This window comes from Streptomyces sp. NPDC057617 (assembly GCF_042800555.1).
Classification (GTDB): Bacteria; Actinomycetota; Actinomycetes; order Streptomycetales; family Streptomycetaceae; genus Streptomyces.
In genome coordinates, this window is sequence record NZ_JBHVGV010000017.1 from 21,126 (window position 1) to 34,372 (window position 13,247).

Annotated in this window: 12 protein-coding genes; 9 read left to right on the forward strand and 3 right to left on the reverse strand. The window is 69.5% G+C overall.

Going from position 1 to position 13,247, the window contains the following annotated elements; genetic code table 11:
- The first annotated feature begins 105 nt into the window (after positions 1-105).
- From ACFU9P_RS31305 to ACFU9P_RS31325, 5 genes are all read left to right on the forward strand, one after another.
- Positions 106-1,290, forward strand: coding sequence for a sensor histidine kinase (locus ACFU9P_RS31305; protein WP_384087369.1), 1,185 nt, complete (start codon positions 106-108; stop codon positions 1,288-1,290).
- 159 nt (positions 1,291-1,449) lie between these two features.
- Positions 1,450-2,856, forward strand: coding sequence for a sensor histidine kinase (locus ACFU9P_RS31310; RefSeq protein WP_384087558.1), 1,407 nt, complete (start codon positions 1,450-1,452; stop codon positions 2,854-2,856).
- Positions 2,857-3,012: 156 nt separating this feature from the next.
- Complete coding sequence (locus tag ACFU9P_RS31315; protein ID WP_332836336.1) at positions 3,013-3,672, forward strand: response regulator transcription factor; 660 nt, start codon at positions 3,013-3,015, stop codon at positions 3,670-3,672.
- 309 nt (positions 3,673-3,981) lie between these two features.
- Complete coding sequence (locus ACFU9P_RS31320) at positions 3,982-5,958, forward strand: 2-oxoacid:acceptor oxidoreductase subunit alpha (protein ID WP_376377825.1); 1,977 nt, start codon at positions 3,982-3,984, stop codon at positions 5,956-5,958.
- Positions 5,951-7,009 (forward strand): 2-oxoacid:ferredoxin oxidoreductase subunit beta, encoded by a 1,059-nt coding sequence (locus tag ACFU9P_RS31325; RefSeq protein WP_384087374.1) that lies wholly within the window; start codon positions 5,951-5,953, stop codon positions 7,007-7,009. Before ACFU9P_RS31320 ends, ACFU9P_RS31325 begins: the two co-directional genes overlap by 8 nt.
- A gap of 52 nt (positions 7,010-7,061) precedes the next feature.
- Here ACFU9P_RS31325 and ACFU9P_RS31330 read toward each other — a convergent pair whose 3' ends face one another.
- Positions 7,062-7,496: a winged helix-turn-helix transcriptional regulator gene (locus ACFU9P_RS31330; protein ID WP_384087377.1), complete on the reverse strand. Its 435-nt coding sequence runs from the start codon at positions 7,494-7,496 to the stop codon at positions 7,062-7,064.
- Between the two features lie 101 nt (positions 7,497-7,597).
- Here ACFU9P_RS31330 and ACFU9P_RS31335 point away from each other — a divergent pair, with 101 nt between their 5' ends.
- Positions 7,598-8,458, forward strand: coding sequence for an SDR family oxidoreductase (locus tag ACFU9P_RS31335; RefSeq protein WP_384087380.1), 861 nt, complete (start codon positions 7,598-7,600; stop codon positions 8,456-8,458).
- Between the two features lie 229 nt (positions 8,459-8,687).
- Positions 8,688-9,716 carry an EamA family transporter RarD gene (gene rarD, locus ACFU9P_RS31340; RefSeq protein WP_376377818.1) on the forward strand — a complete coding sequence of 343 codons (1,029 nt, stop codon included), beginning with the start codon at positions 8,688-8,690 and terminating at the stop codon, positions 9,714-9,716.
- Positions 9,717-9,750: 34 nt separating this feature from the next.
- Here rarD and ACFU9P_RS31345 read toward each other — a convergent pair whose 3' ends face one another.
- Both ACFU9P_RS31345 and ACFU9P_RS31350 read right to left on the reverse strand, forming a co-directional pair.
- Positions 9,751-10,644 carry a DUF2637 domain-containing protein gene (locus ACFU9P_RS31345; RefSeq protein ID WP_384087384.1) on the reverse strand — a complete coding sequence of 298 codons (894 nt, stop codon included), beginning with the start codon at positions 10,642-10,644 and terminating at the stop codon, positions 9,751-9,753.
- Positions 10,637-10,852, reverse strand: coding sequence for a hypothetical protein (locus tag ACFU9P_RS31350; RefSeq protein WP_376377814.1), 216 nt, complete (start codon positions 10,850-10,852; stop codon positions 10,637-10,639). Before ACFU9P_RS31350 ends, ACFU9P_RS31345 begins: the two co-directional genes overlap by 8 nt.
- A gap of 523 nt (positions 10,853-11,375) precedes the next feature.
- On the opposite strand from ACFU9P_RS31350, the gene ACFU9P_RS31355 reads away from it, so the two are divergent.
- Complete coding sequence (locus ACFU9P_RS31355) at positions 11,376-11,600, forward strand: hypothetical protein (RefSeq protein WP_046500924.1); 225 nt, start codon at positions 11,376-11,378, stop codon at positions 11,598-11,600.
- Positions 11,601-11,817: 217 nt separating this feature from the next.
- The gene (locus tag ACFU9P_RS31360; RefSeq protein ID WP_384087388.1) at positions 11,818-13,194 is read left to right on the forward strand and encodes a M28 family peptidase; all 1,377 of its coding nucleotides are present in this window, start codon (positions 11,818-11,820) and stop codon (positions 13,192-13,194) included.
- Positions 13,195-13,247 lie beyond the last annotated feature (53 nt).

Here is a 13,247-nt window from a genome sequence, read left to right on the forward strand (position 1 = left end):
AAGAGACGGTAAGCAGCCCCGTCTCAGAGAGTGGGGTTATCCCTACTTCACCCCACCCAGCAACCCCATGGCGCCCGACATCCCGGGCGTGCAGGCTTGGGGCTTATGACCGTGAGCAACAGCGTCCCCGACGACGACCGGCCGCCCGCCGCGCGCTTCGCGTACGACCGGCACACCTGGAAGGAGATCGCGCATCTCCTCGCGAACCTTCCGGCCTCGCTGGCCGGATTCACCTATGTGATATTCACCGTCTCCACAGGTGCGTCGCTGTCGGTGACGGTGATCGGTCTGCCCTGGCTCGTCGCCGGTCTCACGGGCGCGCGGCTGCTCGGCCGTGCGGAGCGCGCACGGGCACGGGCGCTGCTGGGCATACGGATCGACGAGCCGAGCCCGCTGTTGGGGCGCCGGCGGGCGCACCGCTCCGACGGCGTGCTGAGCTGGGTGTGGGCGGGGCTCAAGGATCCGGTGGCCTGGCGGACCGTGCTGTACGAATTCATACGGCTGCCCTGGGGCGTGCTGACCTTCGCCGTCACCATGGTGGGTCTCTTCGTTTTCTGGCCGTTCCTGCCCTTTGTGGTGCGCGGGCTGGCCAATGTCGACCGGGCGATGGTGCGGGGGCTGCTCTCGCCCTCCGACGAGCTGGAACGGCGGATAGCCGAGCTGGAGTCGGACCGGGGTGTGGTCGTGGACACGGCAGCCGCCGACCTGCGCCGGATCGAACGCGACCTCCACGACGGCGCCCAGGCCCGACTCGTCGCCCTCGCCATGGACCTCGGCCTCGCCAAGGAAAAGCTCACCGAAGACCCGGAAGCCGCAGCCCGCATGGTCGACGAGGCGCACGGCGAAGTGAAAACGGCTCTTCAGGAGCTACGGGACCTGGCGCGCGGCATCCACCCCGCCGTCCTCACCGACCGCGGACTCGACGCAGCCCTGTCGTCCATCGCCGCCCGCTGCACCGTCCCCGTAACGGTGACTGTCGACCTGGCCGAACGGCCCGCGGCCGCCATCGAGGGCATCGCGTACTTCACCGTCTCGGAACTCCTCCAGAACATCAGCAAGCACAGCGGCGCCCGCACCGCGTCCGTCGATGTGTGGCGGGCGGAGAACCGGCTGCTGGTGCAGGTCCAGGACGACGGGCGCGGCGGCGCGCGGCTGGACGGCGGTACGGGCATGTCCGGGCTGGCCGAGCGGCTCGGGGCGGTCGACGGGCTCTTCGTCCTCGACTCACCGGACGGCGGGCCGACGGTCGTGACGGCGGAGCTGCCGTGGCGACGGCGCGGAAATGACTGAACGGAAAGGACTGACCGCACCGCAGCGGGGGTCCCGGGGGTAGGGAAAACCCCAGGGCAAAGACGGAGACCGGCCTCATGGTGCGGGCGCGGCGGCCCCAGCAGCATGGGGGATATGGGGATATACGGAAACCACCCGCTCGCAGAACGGACACCGCCGATGGCCACGGACCACGGATACGGAGACCACGGGTACGGCTACGGCCCCGAATCCGCGCATGCGGCGGACCCTGGCTACAGCTACCGATACGGCTACGAACGGGACCTCGGATCACGCCGTCGGCCCCCCTTCCTCCCTCCCGCCCTCCGCGCCCCCATAGAGGCTCGCACCTGGCGCGAGTTCGGCTATCTGCTGCTCAGCCTGCCGATCAGCACGCTCCTGTTCGGCTATGCGATAACGACGCTCACGCTCGGCGCCGGCCTGCTCGTCACCTTCATCGGTATTCCCCTGCTGGCTGTGGGGCTGGCCGGCTGCCGTGGCTTCGGGATGCTGGAGCGGGCCCGGGCCCGCGGTCTGCTGGGGCTGGACGTACCGGATCCCGAGCCCGTACGGGGCAAGAAGAGCGGAGTGATGTCCTGGGTCGGCGCGGTTCTGAAGAGCGGGGCGTCCTGGCGGCATCTGCTCTACGGAGTGCTGCACTTCCCCTGGGCGCTGTTCGGGTTCACGGTGTCGGTGACGTTCTGGGCCATGGGGTGGACGCTGTTCCTGTACCCGCTGTGGCACTGGGTGTCCCCCAGGTATCTCGGCCAGCCGGGCATGGCGCTGTACAGCGATGTCGACGGCAATGACTTCTATCTCGACACGCCGTTCGAGATCGGTATCACGTCCGCGGTCGGGCTGGTGATCGTCCTTGCCTCGCCCTGGGTGATACGCGGCCTGGTGAGCGTGGACCGGCTGATGGTCTCCGGACTGCTCGGACCGTCCCGGCTGGCCACCCGGGTCTCGGAGCTGGAGTCGGACCGGGGTGTGGTCGTGGACACGGCGGCCGCCGACCTGCGCCGGATCGAACGCGACCTCCACGACGGCGCCCAGGCCCGACTCGTCGCCCTCGCCATGGACCTCGGACTCGCCAAGGAAAAGCTCACCGAAGACCCCGAAGCCGCAGCCCGCATGGTCGACGAAGCACACGGCGAAGTGAAAACGGCTCTTCAGGAGCTACGCGACCTCGCCCGCGGCATCCACCCCGCCGTCCTCACCGACCGCGGACTCGACGCAGCCCTCTCCTCCATCGCCGCCCGCTGCACCGTCCCCGTCAAAGTCACCGTCGACCTGGCCGAACGCCCCGCACCCGCCATAGAAGGGATCGCCTACTTCACCGTCTCGGAACTCCTCCAGAACATCAGCAAGCACTCCCAGGCACGGCGGGCGGCGGTGGAGGTGTGGCAGACGCACGACCGGCTGATGCTCCAGGTCACGGACGACGGCAAGGGTGGCGCGGACACCTCGGCGGGCAGCGGGCTGGCCGGGCTGGCGGAGCGGCTGGACGCCGTGGACGGGATTCTGGTCATCGACTCCCCGCCCGGCGGCCCGACGACGGTCACGGCGGAACTGCCCTGGCGGGGGTGAGTCCGGCTGTCGGCTGTGGACGGCTGTCCTGGCTGTCGACCGGTTATCCACAGGCGGCGCGAAGCGATCCGAATACTGCGATGCTGGGACGCGCGACAGCAGACGGCAGACGGACGGACTTCGACATGGGGGCGCGGCATGGTCGTGGAGGACAGGGTGCGGGTGGTCATCGCCGAGGACTCGGTGCTGCTTCGGGAGGGCCTGACCCGGCTGCTGACTGACCGCGGCCACGATGTGGTCGCAGGAGTCGGTGACGGGGAAGCGTTGATCAAGACGGTGGGCGAGCTGGCGGACCAGGACGCCCTGCCGGATGTGGTGGTCGCGGACGTACGGATGCCGCCGACCCACACCGACGAGGGGGTACGGGCGGCGGTGCGGCTGCGTCGGGACCATCCGGAGATCGGGGTGCTGGTGCTCTCGCAGTATGTCGAGGAGCAGTACGCCACCGAGCTGCTGGCCGGCAGCAGCCGGGGCGTCGGCTATCTGCTCAAGGACCGGGTGGCCGAGGTCCGGGAGTTCGTGGACGCGGTGGTACGGGTGGCCAGGGGCGGCACCGCGCTGGACCCCGAGGTGGTGGCCCAGCTTCTGGGCCGGAGCCGGAAGCAGGACGTACTGGCCGGGCTGACCCCCCGGGAGCGGGAGGTCCTCGGTCTTATGGCCGAGGGGCGGACGAATTCGGCGATCGCCAGGCAGCTTGTGGTGAGCGACGGCGCGGTCGAGAAGCACGTCAGCAATATCTTCCTGAAGCTGGGGCTGTCCCCGAGTGACGGGGATCACCGGCGGGTTCTGGCCGTCCTGACGTACCTCAGAAACTGACCGCGCACCCCGCCCCACAGCCCGCTCCACGCCCCCTGCCCTCAGTCCGCTCTCACCCTCCGCTCACTCCCCTCCACTGTCGCCCCGTCAGCAGGACCTAAGCCCAAAGAAGGAGTGCCGAGCGACGGCCATGAAGGATTTCAGCGGCAGGCAAAATACGACAAACAGGTACGCCGGTTTATCCAGGACCGGCGTCCACCGTACGATCGACCCGAGGAAGGCGACCCTTACCGACGTAGGGTGGTCCCTGGGACCGCCGGGCGGCCGGCAGGTCCCGAGCCGCCGCCTCGACGAGGGAGGTCCAGTTCAGTGACCAGCCAGGTCAGTAGCCCAGCAGAGCACGCCGATGAGGCCGACGACGCCGGTGGGAATGTGCGCGCCGCCGGTGGCCGGCACGTCCCCGTGTCCGGCGAGCGCGCCGCCGCCTCCGGCGAGAAGGAAGTCCGTCGTCTGGACCGGGTCATCATCCGCTTCGCCGGCGACTCCGGGGACGGGATGCAGCTCACGGGCGACCGGTTCACCTCGGAGACCGCGTCGTTCGGCAACGACCTGTCGACGCTGCCGAACTTCCCGGCCGAGATCCGGGCGCCCGCCGGGACCCTGCCGGGTGTCTCCTCGTTCCAGTTGCACTTCGCCGACCACGACATCCTCACCCCCGGCGACGCGCCGAACGTCCTGGTCGCGATGAACCCCGCCGCGCTCAAGGCGAACATCGGCGATGTGCCGCGCGGCGCGGAAATCATCGTGAACACCGATGAGTTCACCAAGCGTCCGATGGCCAAGGTCGGTTATCTGACCTCGCCGCTGGAGGACGGTTCGCTCGACGGGTACCAGGTCCACCCGGTGCCGCTGACGACGCTGACGATCGAGGCGCTCAAGGAGTTCGGGCTCTCCCGCAAGGAGGCCGAGCGCTCGAAGAACATGTTCGCGCTCGGGCTGCTGTCGTGGATGTACCACCGGCCGACCGAGGGCACCGAGAAGTTCCTGCGCGCCAAGTTCGCCAAGAAGCCGCAGATCGCCGAGGCGAATGTGGCCGCGTTCCGCGCGGGGTGGAACTTCGGCGAGACCACCGAGGACTTCGCGGTCAGTTACGAGGTGGCTCCGGCCGGCACGGCCTTCCCGACCGGTACGTACCGCAACATCTCCGGGAACCTGGCCCTGGCGTACGGCCTGATCACCGCGAGCCACCAGGCGGAGCTGCCGCTCTACCTCGGCTCGTACCCGATCACCCCCGCCTCGGACATCCTGCACGAGCTGTCCCGGCACAAGAACTTCGGCGTACGGACCTTCCAGGCCGAGGACGAGATCGCCGCCATCGGCGCCGCGCTCGGCGCGTCCTTCGGCGGCTCCCTCGCGGTGACGACCACCTCGGGCCCGGGGGTGGCGCTCAAGTCGGAGACGATCGGGCTGGCGGTCACCCTGGAGCTGCCGCTGCTGGTCGTCGCCATCCAGCGGGGCGGCCCCTCCACCGGTCTGCCCACCAAGACGGAGCAGGCGGATCTCCTCCAGGCGATGTACGGGCGCAACGGCGAGGCTCCGGTGCCGGTGATCGCGCCGCAGACTCCGGCGGACTGCTTCGACGCCGCTCTCGAAGCCGCCCGGATCGCGCTGACCTACCGCACCCCGGTCTTCCTGCTCTCCGACGGCTATCTGGCCAATGGCTCCGAGCCCTGGCGGATCCCGGAGACCGCGGAACTGCCCGATCTGCGGGTCCGGTTCGCGACCGGTCCGAACCATCAACTGGCCGACGGCACCGAGGTGTTCTGGCCGTACAAGCGCGACCCGCAGACCCTGGCGCGTCCCTGGGCGGTGCCCGGCACCCCCGGTCTGGAACACCGCATCGGCGGGATCGAGAAGCAGGACGGCACGGGCAATATCTCGTACGACCCGGCGAACCACGACTTCATGGTGCGCACCCGCCAGGCCAAGATCGACGGCATCCAGGTCCCCGATCTGACCGTCGACGACCCGGACGGCGCCCGCACGCTGGTGCTGGGCTGGGGTTCGACCTATGGCCCGATCACCGCCGCCGTCCGCCGGCTGCGCCGGGCCGGCACACCCGTCGCCCAGGTGCATCTGCGCCATATCAACCCGTTCCCGCGCAACCTCGGGGAGATCCTGGCGCGTTACGACAAGGTCGTGGTGCCGGAGATGAACCTCGGCCAGCTCGCCGCCCTGCTACGGGCGAAGTATCTGGTGGACGCACACTCGTACAATCAGGTCAACGGCATGCCGTTCAAGGCCGAGCAGCTCGCCACCGCTCTCAAGGAGGCCATCGATGTCTGATGCCAACGAGTTGCTGACGCTGGTGCCCAAGGCCGCGGCCAAGCAGACGATGAAGGACTTCAAGTCGGACCAGGAGGTCCGCTGGTGCCCCGGCTGCGGTGACTACGCGGTGCTGGCCGCGGTCCAGGGCTTCATGCCCGAACTGGGCCTGGCCAAGGAGAACATCGTCTTTGTCTCCGGCATCGGCTGCTCCTCCCGCTTCCCGTACTACATGAATACGTACGGGATGCACTCGATCCATGGCCGCGCCCCCGCGATCGCCACCGGACTGGCCACCTCGCGCCGCGATCTCTCGGTCTGGGTGGTCACGGGCGACGGTGACGCGCTCTCCATCGGCGGCAACCACCTGATCCACGCGCTGCGCAGAAATGTCAATCTGAAGATCCTGCTGTTCAACAACCGGATCTATGGACTGACCAAGGGCCAGTACTCCCCGACCTCCGAGCTGGGGAAGATCACCAAGTCGACGCCGATGGGCTCGCTCGACGCGCCCTTCAACCCGGTGTCGCTGGCGATCGGCGCGGAGGCGTCGTTCGTGGCCCGTACGGTCGACTCGGACCGCAAGCACCTCACCGAGGTGCTGCGGCAGGCCGCCGATCACCCGGGCACCGCGCTCGTGGAGATCTACCAGAACTGCAATATCTTCAACGACGGCGCCTTCGAGGTGCTGAAGGACAAGCAGCGGGCGGAAGAGGCCGTGATCCGGCTGGAGCACGGGCAGCCGATCCGCTTCGGCGCCGACGGGTCCAAGGGCGTGGTGAGGGACCCGGCCACCGGTGATCTCCAAGTGGTGGGCGTCACGTCTGAGAACGAGTCGCGGATCCTTGTCCATGACGCGCATGCCGCGAGCCCGACGACGGCGTTCGCGCTGTCGCGGCTGGCGGACCCGGACACCCTGCACCACACCCCCATCGGGGTGCTGCGCAGTGTCGAGCGTCCGGTGTACGACACCTTGATGTCGGACCAGCTCGACCAGGCCGTCGAGCGGAACGGCAAGGGCGATCTGGCGACGATGCTCGCGGGCGGCGACACCTGGACCGTCGTCGGCTGAACCGTCGGCCGGTATGACGACGCCGGTGAACGAACGACAGGGCCCGGACCTCTCAGGAGGTCCGGGCCTTTACGTATGCCTCGGGGTCCCCGTCGGGCCGGGGCGCCGCGTCGTGCGCCTGATGGGCCTCGTCGTACTTCTCGCGCGCGCTGAACACCTCGTCCAGCCGCCATTCCGCCCAGCGACCCAGCCCGGACACCAGCTCGGCGGCCTCCCACCCCAGCGCGGTCAGCGAATAGTCCACGTGCGGCGGGATGACGGGCCGGGCGTCGCGGTGGACGAAGCCGTCGCGCTCCAGCGTCCTGAGCGTCTGCGCGAGCATCTTCTCGCTGACACCGCCGATCTCGCGCCGCAGTTCGCTGAAGCGGTACGAGCGCTCCAGCAGGGCGGCCAGTACGAGCACGCCCCAGCGGCTCGTGACGTGCTCCAGGACCACCCGGGAGGGGCACATCTGCCGGCCGACGCCCGTCAAGCTCCTTACGTTCATGCCAGTACCTTACTTCAAAGTGGGTACTTACGCCTGGTTAGTGCAGCCCATAGGGTGAGTGTCAGAGCATAACGAAATCGCACGAACTGGAGAAATCACCCATGAGCATCGTTGTCACCGGCGCCACCGGACACCTCGGCCGACTGGTCGTCGAGTCCCTGCTCACCGCCGGTGTCCCGGCCGACGGGATCGCCGCGGGCGCCCGGAACGAGGAGAAGGCGGCGGGTCTGGCGGCGCGCGGGGTCGAGGTGCGGGTCGCCGACTACGACCGTCCCGAGACGCTGGCGGAGGCGTTCCGCGCGGGCGACCGGGTGCTGCTGATCTCCGCGAGCGACCCAGGCAGGCGCATACCGCAGCACAGCGCGGTCATCGACGCCGCGCGGGCGGCGGGCGTGGCCCAGCTCGCGTACACCGGCGTCCTGGGCGGCCCCGAGGCCGACTTCGACCTGGCCACCGATCACAAGGAGACCGAGCGGCTGATCCTCGGCTCGGGGCTGCCCTTCACCTTCCTGCGCAACGGCTTCTACACCGAGGTCTACACGGAGAACCTCGCTCCGGTGCTGGAGCACGGCGCCGTCGTCGCCAACGCGGGCGAGGGCCGGATCGGCACCGCCGCCCGCGCGGACTACGCGGCAGCGGCGGCGGCCGTACTGACCGGCGAGGGGCACCTCAACACGGCGTATGAGCTGAGCGGTGACACGGCGTGGTCCTTCGCCGAGTACGCGGCGGAGCTGTCGCGGCAGACCGGCCGGACCATCCGGTACGACAATGTGCCGGGCGAGGTGCGGCTGGGGATCCTGACCGGCGTGGGGCTGCCCGAGGCGCTGGCCGCGATCCTGGTGGATGTGGACCACGCGGTGGAACGGGGGCGGCTCGCCGGTGGTACGGGCGACCTGGCCCGGCTGATCGGCCGCCCGACGACACCGCTCGCCGAGTCGGTCGCCGAGGCGCTCAAGGCCTGACGCGCCGTCACCACCCTTTCGCGGCCTGCCTCCCGCCCCGTACCGCCTTCCGCGGCGCGCTCGCACCGGTCCCGCACCCGCCCCGTACCCATGCGCGTACCGCCCCCGTACCGTCATGACCGTATGACGGTACGGAAATGACATGCGGCCCCGCTCGGCGCTACTTTCATGGCGGGACGGCGTCGGCGGCGCGGGGCCGCGCGGATACGGGGCAGGGCGGGGAGGGCCAGTGAAGGCGGACAGCGAGCAGCGGAGCGGACTGCTGTACGGGATCGGCGCCTACGGGATGTGGGGTCTGGTCCCGCTCTTCTGGCCGCTGCTCGAACCGGCCGGCGCGACCGAGATCCTCGCCCACCGGATGGTCTGGTCGCTGGGCGTGGTCGTGATCTGGCTGCTGGCCCTGCGCCAGTGGGGCTGGGTGACCAGGCTGATACGCGAGCCCCGGAAGCTGGGGCTCATCGCCGTGGCCGCGGTCACCATCTCCCTCAACTGGGGTTTCTACATCTGGGCGGTCAACAGCGACCGGGTCGTGGAGGCTTCCCTCGGCTACTTCATCAACCCGCTGGTGACCATCGCCATGGGCGTGCTGCTGCTCAAGGAGCGGCTGCGGCCCGCCCAGTGGACGGCGGTCCTCATCGCCTTCGCCGCCGTACTGGTCCTGGCGGTGGGGTACGGGCAGCCGCCCTGGATCTCGCTGGTGCTGGCGTTCTCGTTCGCGACATACGGCCTGATCAAGAAGAAGATCAACCTCGGCGGTCTGGAGTCGCTGGCGGCGGAGACCGCGGTCCTGTTCCTGCCCGCGCTCGGCTATCTGATCTGGCTGGGCGCGACCGGTTCCGCCACCTTCGGCAGGGAGGGCGGGGGCCATATGGCGCTGCTCGCAGCGACCGGGGTGGTCACCGCGCTGCCGCTGGTGTGCTTCGGCGCGGCGGCGATCCGGGTGCCGCTGTCGACGCTGGGGCTGCTGCAGTATCTGGCGCCGGTCTTCCAGTTCCTGCTGGGCGTTCTCTATTTCCATGAGGCGATGCCTCCGGAGCGGTGGGCGGGCTTCTCCCTGGTCTGGCTGGCGCTGGCGGTCCTGACCTGGGACGCGCTGCGGAATGCCCGCCGTACGCGGTCGGAGGCGCTGCGGCTGGCGGCAGCGGCGGCGACGGCTGCTGCATCTGCGGAGAAGCGCCCGGCGCGGGAGCGGGACGCGGGGCAGGAGCAGGGCGCGGCGCGGGAGCCCTCCCCGAGCCCCCGCGAACCTGCGACCTGACACCTGGCCCGCTCGCGTACGTCGTCGATGCCGGTCACTTCTTCGGTACGGGCCCTCGGCGCGGGACCGAGCGCGGAGTGAGGGTGTGGCGGGGCTCGGGGAAACGCGTCAAGGCGATCTGCCGGATGAACTGATAGAGGCACGCGCAAGCCGAGATGGGCGGCAGCGCCGCCACCGCGATCCCGGGCAGGGTCTTGGGGGCGGCGCTCACGCTCAGCGTCACCGCGACGGAAGAGAAGAGCAGCAGGATCAGCCAGGGATGGGTGATCCTCCGGCGCAGCAGCGCGGAACGCAGGATCGAGAACGTCGCCACCAGCCAAGGGCCGAAGACCAGCAGCGGCCACCACCGCGCCAGGCCCGGTGGCGCGACGGTCAGGGCCATCTGTTCGAGCGGCTGGTACGAGACGCTCGCCCCGAGCGCGCTGATGACCGTAACGGCCGCCGCCGTCAGCGTGGACAGCAGCAGACTCAGCACCTTCACCCATGTCCCGGCACCCAGCCGCGGCTCCTTGGGCTTGCGCCGGTTGTGGGACCGCGGGCGCGGTACGCCCATCGGGGGCGGCGGGGAGGCGACGGGCGCACCGTCCGCCGCCGAGGCGCGCAGAAGCTGCGCCAGCCCCTCTTCGAGACTGATCGTGTCCACGACCGGATCAAAACCGGGCTCCTGGCCGAACCTGGCGTCCGTACCGGGGCCGGGGCCGAGGCCGGAAGCGGGACCGGGACCAGGCCCGGAGACGGAACCGAGACCGGACTCCGGATAGGCGCCGACCTCGGGAAACGCGGCGGATTCCGCATACGCGCCGGGATCGGGATAGGCACCGTAATCCTGCGGCGAACCGGTCTCCTGCGACAGGCCCGTTCCGAAAGGCTCCCTGGACTCGGCGAAACGGATGTAGTGCGGATCATGGAAATCGGCGTGATCATGCATGGCGCACCTGTCCGGGCCCGCTGTCGGAACCGGGGGCGGCGGCCCGGGGCGCCGGCATGCCGATATGGCGGTGGAAGCCGTCCTCGATACGGTCCATCACCCGCATGAAGTCGTCCAGCAAATCCCCGCAATGGCCTGGTTCCACCAGGTCGGCGCCGTGCACCGGCACTCCCGCGTCACCACCAGGCTCCGCTTTCGTTGGGGACACGACCACGCTTCTGGCGGTGGCGCCCAGGCTCCAACTAATGGGCCAAGAATGCGAATTCGGTGATGTCATACGCAGTAAACGAACGAACACCTTACGACAGTTGCCCGGCAATAGAGTGACCCAAGAGCACATGACCATACCGCTGCCGATCATGTGCGCGGAGTATGCAACAAATACCATCGGCCTAATCGGCCACTCGTATCGATATCGCGCCGAGGACGGCCGGTCGCGGTCGTAACCGGTCAGGTGCCTGACCGAATCCGGCAGGAAGCGGACAGCGTCCGATTCCCAACAGCCGCCTCCGCAGGGGTGGTTCGGACCTGGCGTACCGCTCCTGTGACGCACTTCACCCGCAGGGTGGTCAACGCGTCAGTCACGGTCACCCCCGGCGACACCTCCGAACGGATGACCGCAGAAACGATTCTCCTGACGGCCATTCGGGCACAGGCGGCGTGCGCGCGCGGACCGGCGCGGGCATTGCTGGTTCCGTGTCCCCCCACCGCACGGGGTCAGGAGACAAGGCATGCAGTACGAAATGCGCGCGGAGTACGCGGACGACTCATCACCCCGCGACCGGTACCCCCGGCTGGAGGTATGGCACATGACACGGCTCAACGAGGCGACCGCGCTGTGCGGGCGCGATCTGGACGCCGACGCCCTCACCCAGTCGGAGGAGGCGTGGGGCACCCCCGCCGGACAACCTCTGTGCCACGCCTGCGGCGCCCTCTACATCCACCAGGTCCCCTGAGGCCGCATCCTGGCCCACCTGCTGACGCGCCCCTCGGCAACACCCGCGTCCGCCCAGCGAACACCCGTGTCCCGATCGCACCCTTGACGGAGAGTCAAGCTCTCACTCACCATTCAGCACGCACAGCGCACCAACAGCTCCAACGCCCCACGCCGCAGTCGCCGTGGGGCGTCTTGCACGTTCCGTCCTGTCCCCGTTCGGAATCCGGAGCCCCCACATGAAACTCTCCGTTGCCGGAGTGCGCCGAATACCGGCCGCATCTTCCCGATTCGCCCGAGTCGTCCTGCCCGCCGGGCTGGCCCTCGCCGGACTGGCCGCCGCCACGGCGCCCAGTGCGACCGCGGCACCCTCGACCTCGCTGAGACCCGCGCAGTCCGCGCCGGCGGCCGCCCTCGCGGCCCCCGACATCCCGCTCGCCAACGTCAAGGCGCATCTGACCCAGCTCTCGTCGATCGCCGCCGCCAACGGCGGCAACCGCGCCCATGGCCGCGCCGGCTATCTGGCGTCCGTCAACTATGTGAAGGGCAAGCTGGACGCGGCCGGGTTCACCACCACCGTCCAGCAGTTCACCTCCAGCGGTGCCACCGGCTACAACCTGATAGCCGACTGGCCGGGCGGTGACCCGAACCAGGTCGTCATGGCGGGCTCCCACCTCGACTCGGTCACCGCGGGCGCCGGCATCAACGACAACGGCTCGGGTTCCTCGGCCATCCTGGAGACCGCGCTCGCCGTCTCCCGCGCCCAGCTCCAGCCGGCGAAGCACCTCCGTTTCGCCTGGTGGGGCGCCGAGGAGCTGGGCCTGGTCGGGTCCAGGTACTACGTCACCAACCTGCCCACCGCCGACCGTGCGAAGATCACCGGCTATCTGAACTTCGACATGATCGGCTCCCCGAACCCGGGGTACTTCGTCTACGACGACGACCCGGCCATCGAGCAGACCTTCAAGGACTACTACGCGGGCCTCGGTGTCCCGACCGAGATCGAGACCGAGGGCGACGGCCGCTCCGACCACGCCCCGTTCAAGAACGCGGGCGTCCCGGTCGGCGGGCTCTTCAGCGGCGCCGACTACATCAAGACCGCGGCCCAGGCACAGAAGTGGGGCGGCACCTCCGGCCAGGCGTTCGACCGCTGCTACCACTCCTCCTGCGACACGACGGCGAACATCAACGACACCGCGCTCGACCGCAACAGCGACGCCGTCGCCTACGCGATCTGGACCCTGTCCGCCACCCCCGTGCCGCCCTCCGGCCCGACCTTCGAGAACCTCACGGACGTCGCCATCCCGGACAACGGCGCCGCAGTCACCTCGGCGCTGACCGTCACCGGCCTTCCGGGCAACGCTCCGCCCACGCTGAGGGTCAGCGTGGACGTCAGGCACACCTGGCGCGGTGATGTGGTCCTCGACCTGGTCGGCCCGAGCGGTACGGCCTACCGGCTCAAGAACTCCAGCAGCAGCGACTCGGCGGACAATGTGATCGCCACGTACACGGTCAACGCGTCGACCGAACTGGCCAACGGCACCTGGCGCCTGCGCGCCCAGGACGTCGCCGCCCAGGACACCGGCTACATCAGCGGCTGGAGCCTCACCTTCTGAGCCTTGGGCTCACAACGCCTCGGCTACGCACCGCACCACCGCGCCATCCCGAC

What these genes read in the sequence shown, in the direction of transcription:
- ACFU9P_RS31305 (WP_384087369.1), top strand. Translation starts at nt 106, where the DNA reads ATGACCGTGAGCAACAGCGTCCCCGACGACGACCGGCCGCCCGCCGCG.
- ACFU9P_RS31310 (WP_384087558.1), top strand. Translation starts at nt 1,450, where the DNA reads ATGGCCACGGACCACGGATACGGAGACCACGGGTACGGCTACGGCCCC.
- ACFU9P_RS31325 (WP_384087374.1), top strand. Translation starts at nt 5,951, where the DNA reads ATGTCTGATGCCAACGAGTTGCTGACGCTGGTGCCCAAGGCCGCGGCC.
- ACFU9P_RS31330 (WP_384087377.1), bottom strand. Translation starts at nt 7,496, where the DNA reads ATGAACGTAAGGAGCTTGACGGGCGTCGGCCGGCAGATGTGCCCCTCC.
- ACFU9P_RS31335 (WP_384087380.1), top strand. Translation starts at nt 7,598, where the DNA reads ATGAGCATCGTTGTCACCGGCGCCACCGGACACCTCGGCCGACTGGTC.
- ACFU9P_RS31345 (WP_384087384.1), bottom strand. Translation starts at nt 10,644, where the DNA reads ATGCATGATCACGCCGATTTCCATGATCCGCACTACATCCGTTTCGCC.
- ACFU9P_RS31355 (WP_046500924.1), top strand. Translation starts at nt 11,376, where the DNA reads ATGCAGTACGAAATGCGCGCGGAGTACGCGGACGACTCATCACCCCGC.
- ACFU9P_RS31360 (WP_384087388.1), top strand. Translation starts at nt 11,818, where the DNA reads ATGAAACTCTCCGTTGCCGGAGTGCGCCGAATACCGGCCGCATCTTCC.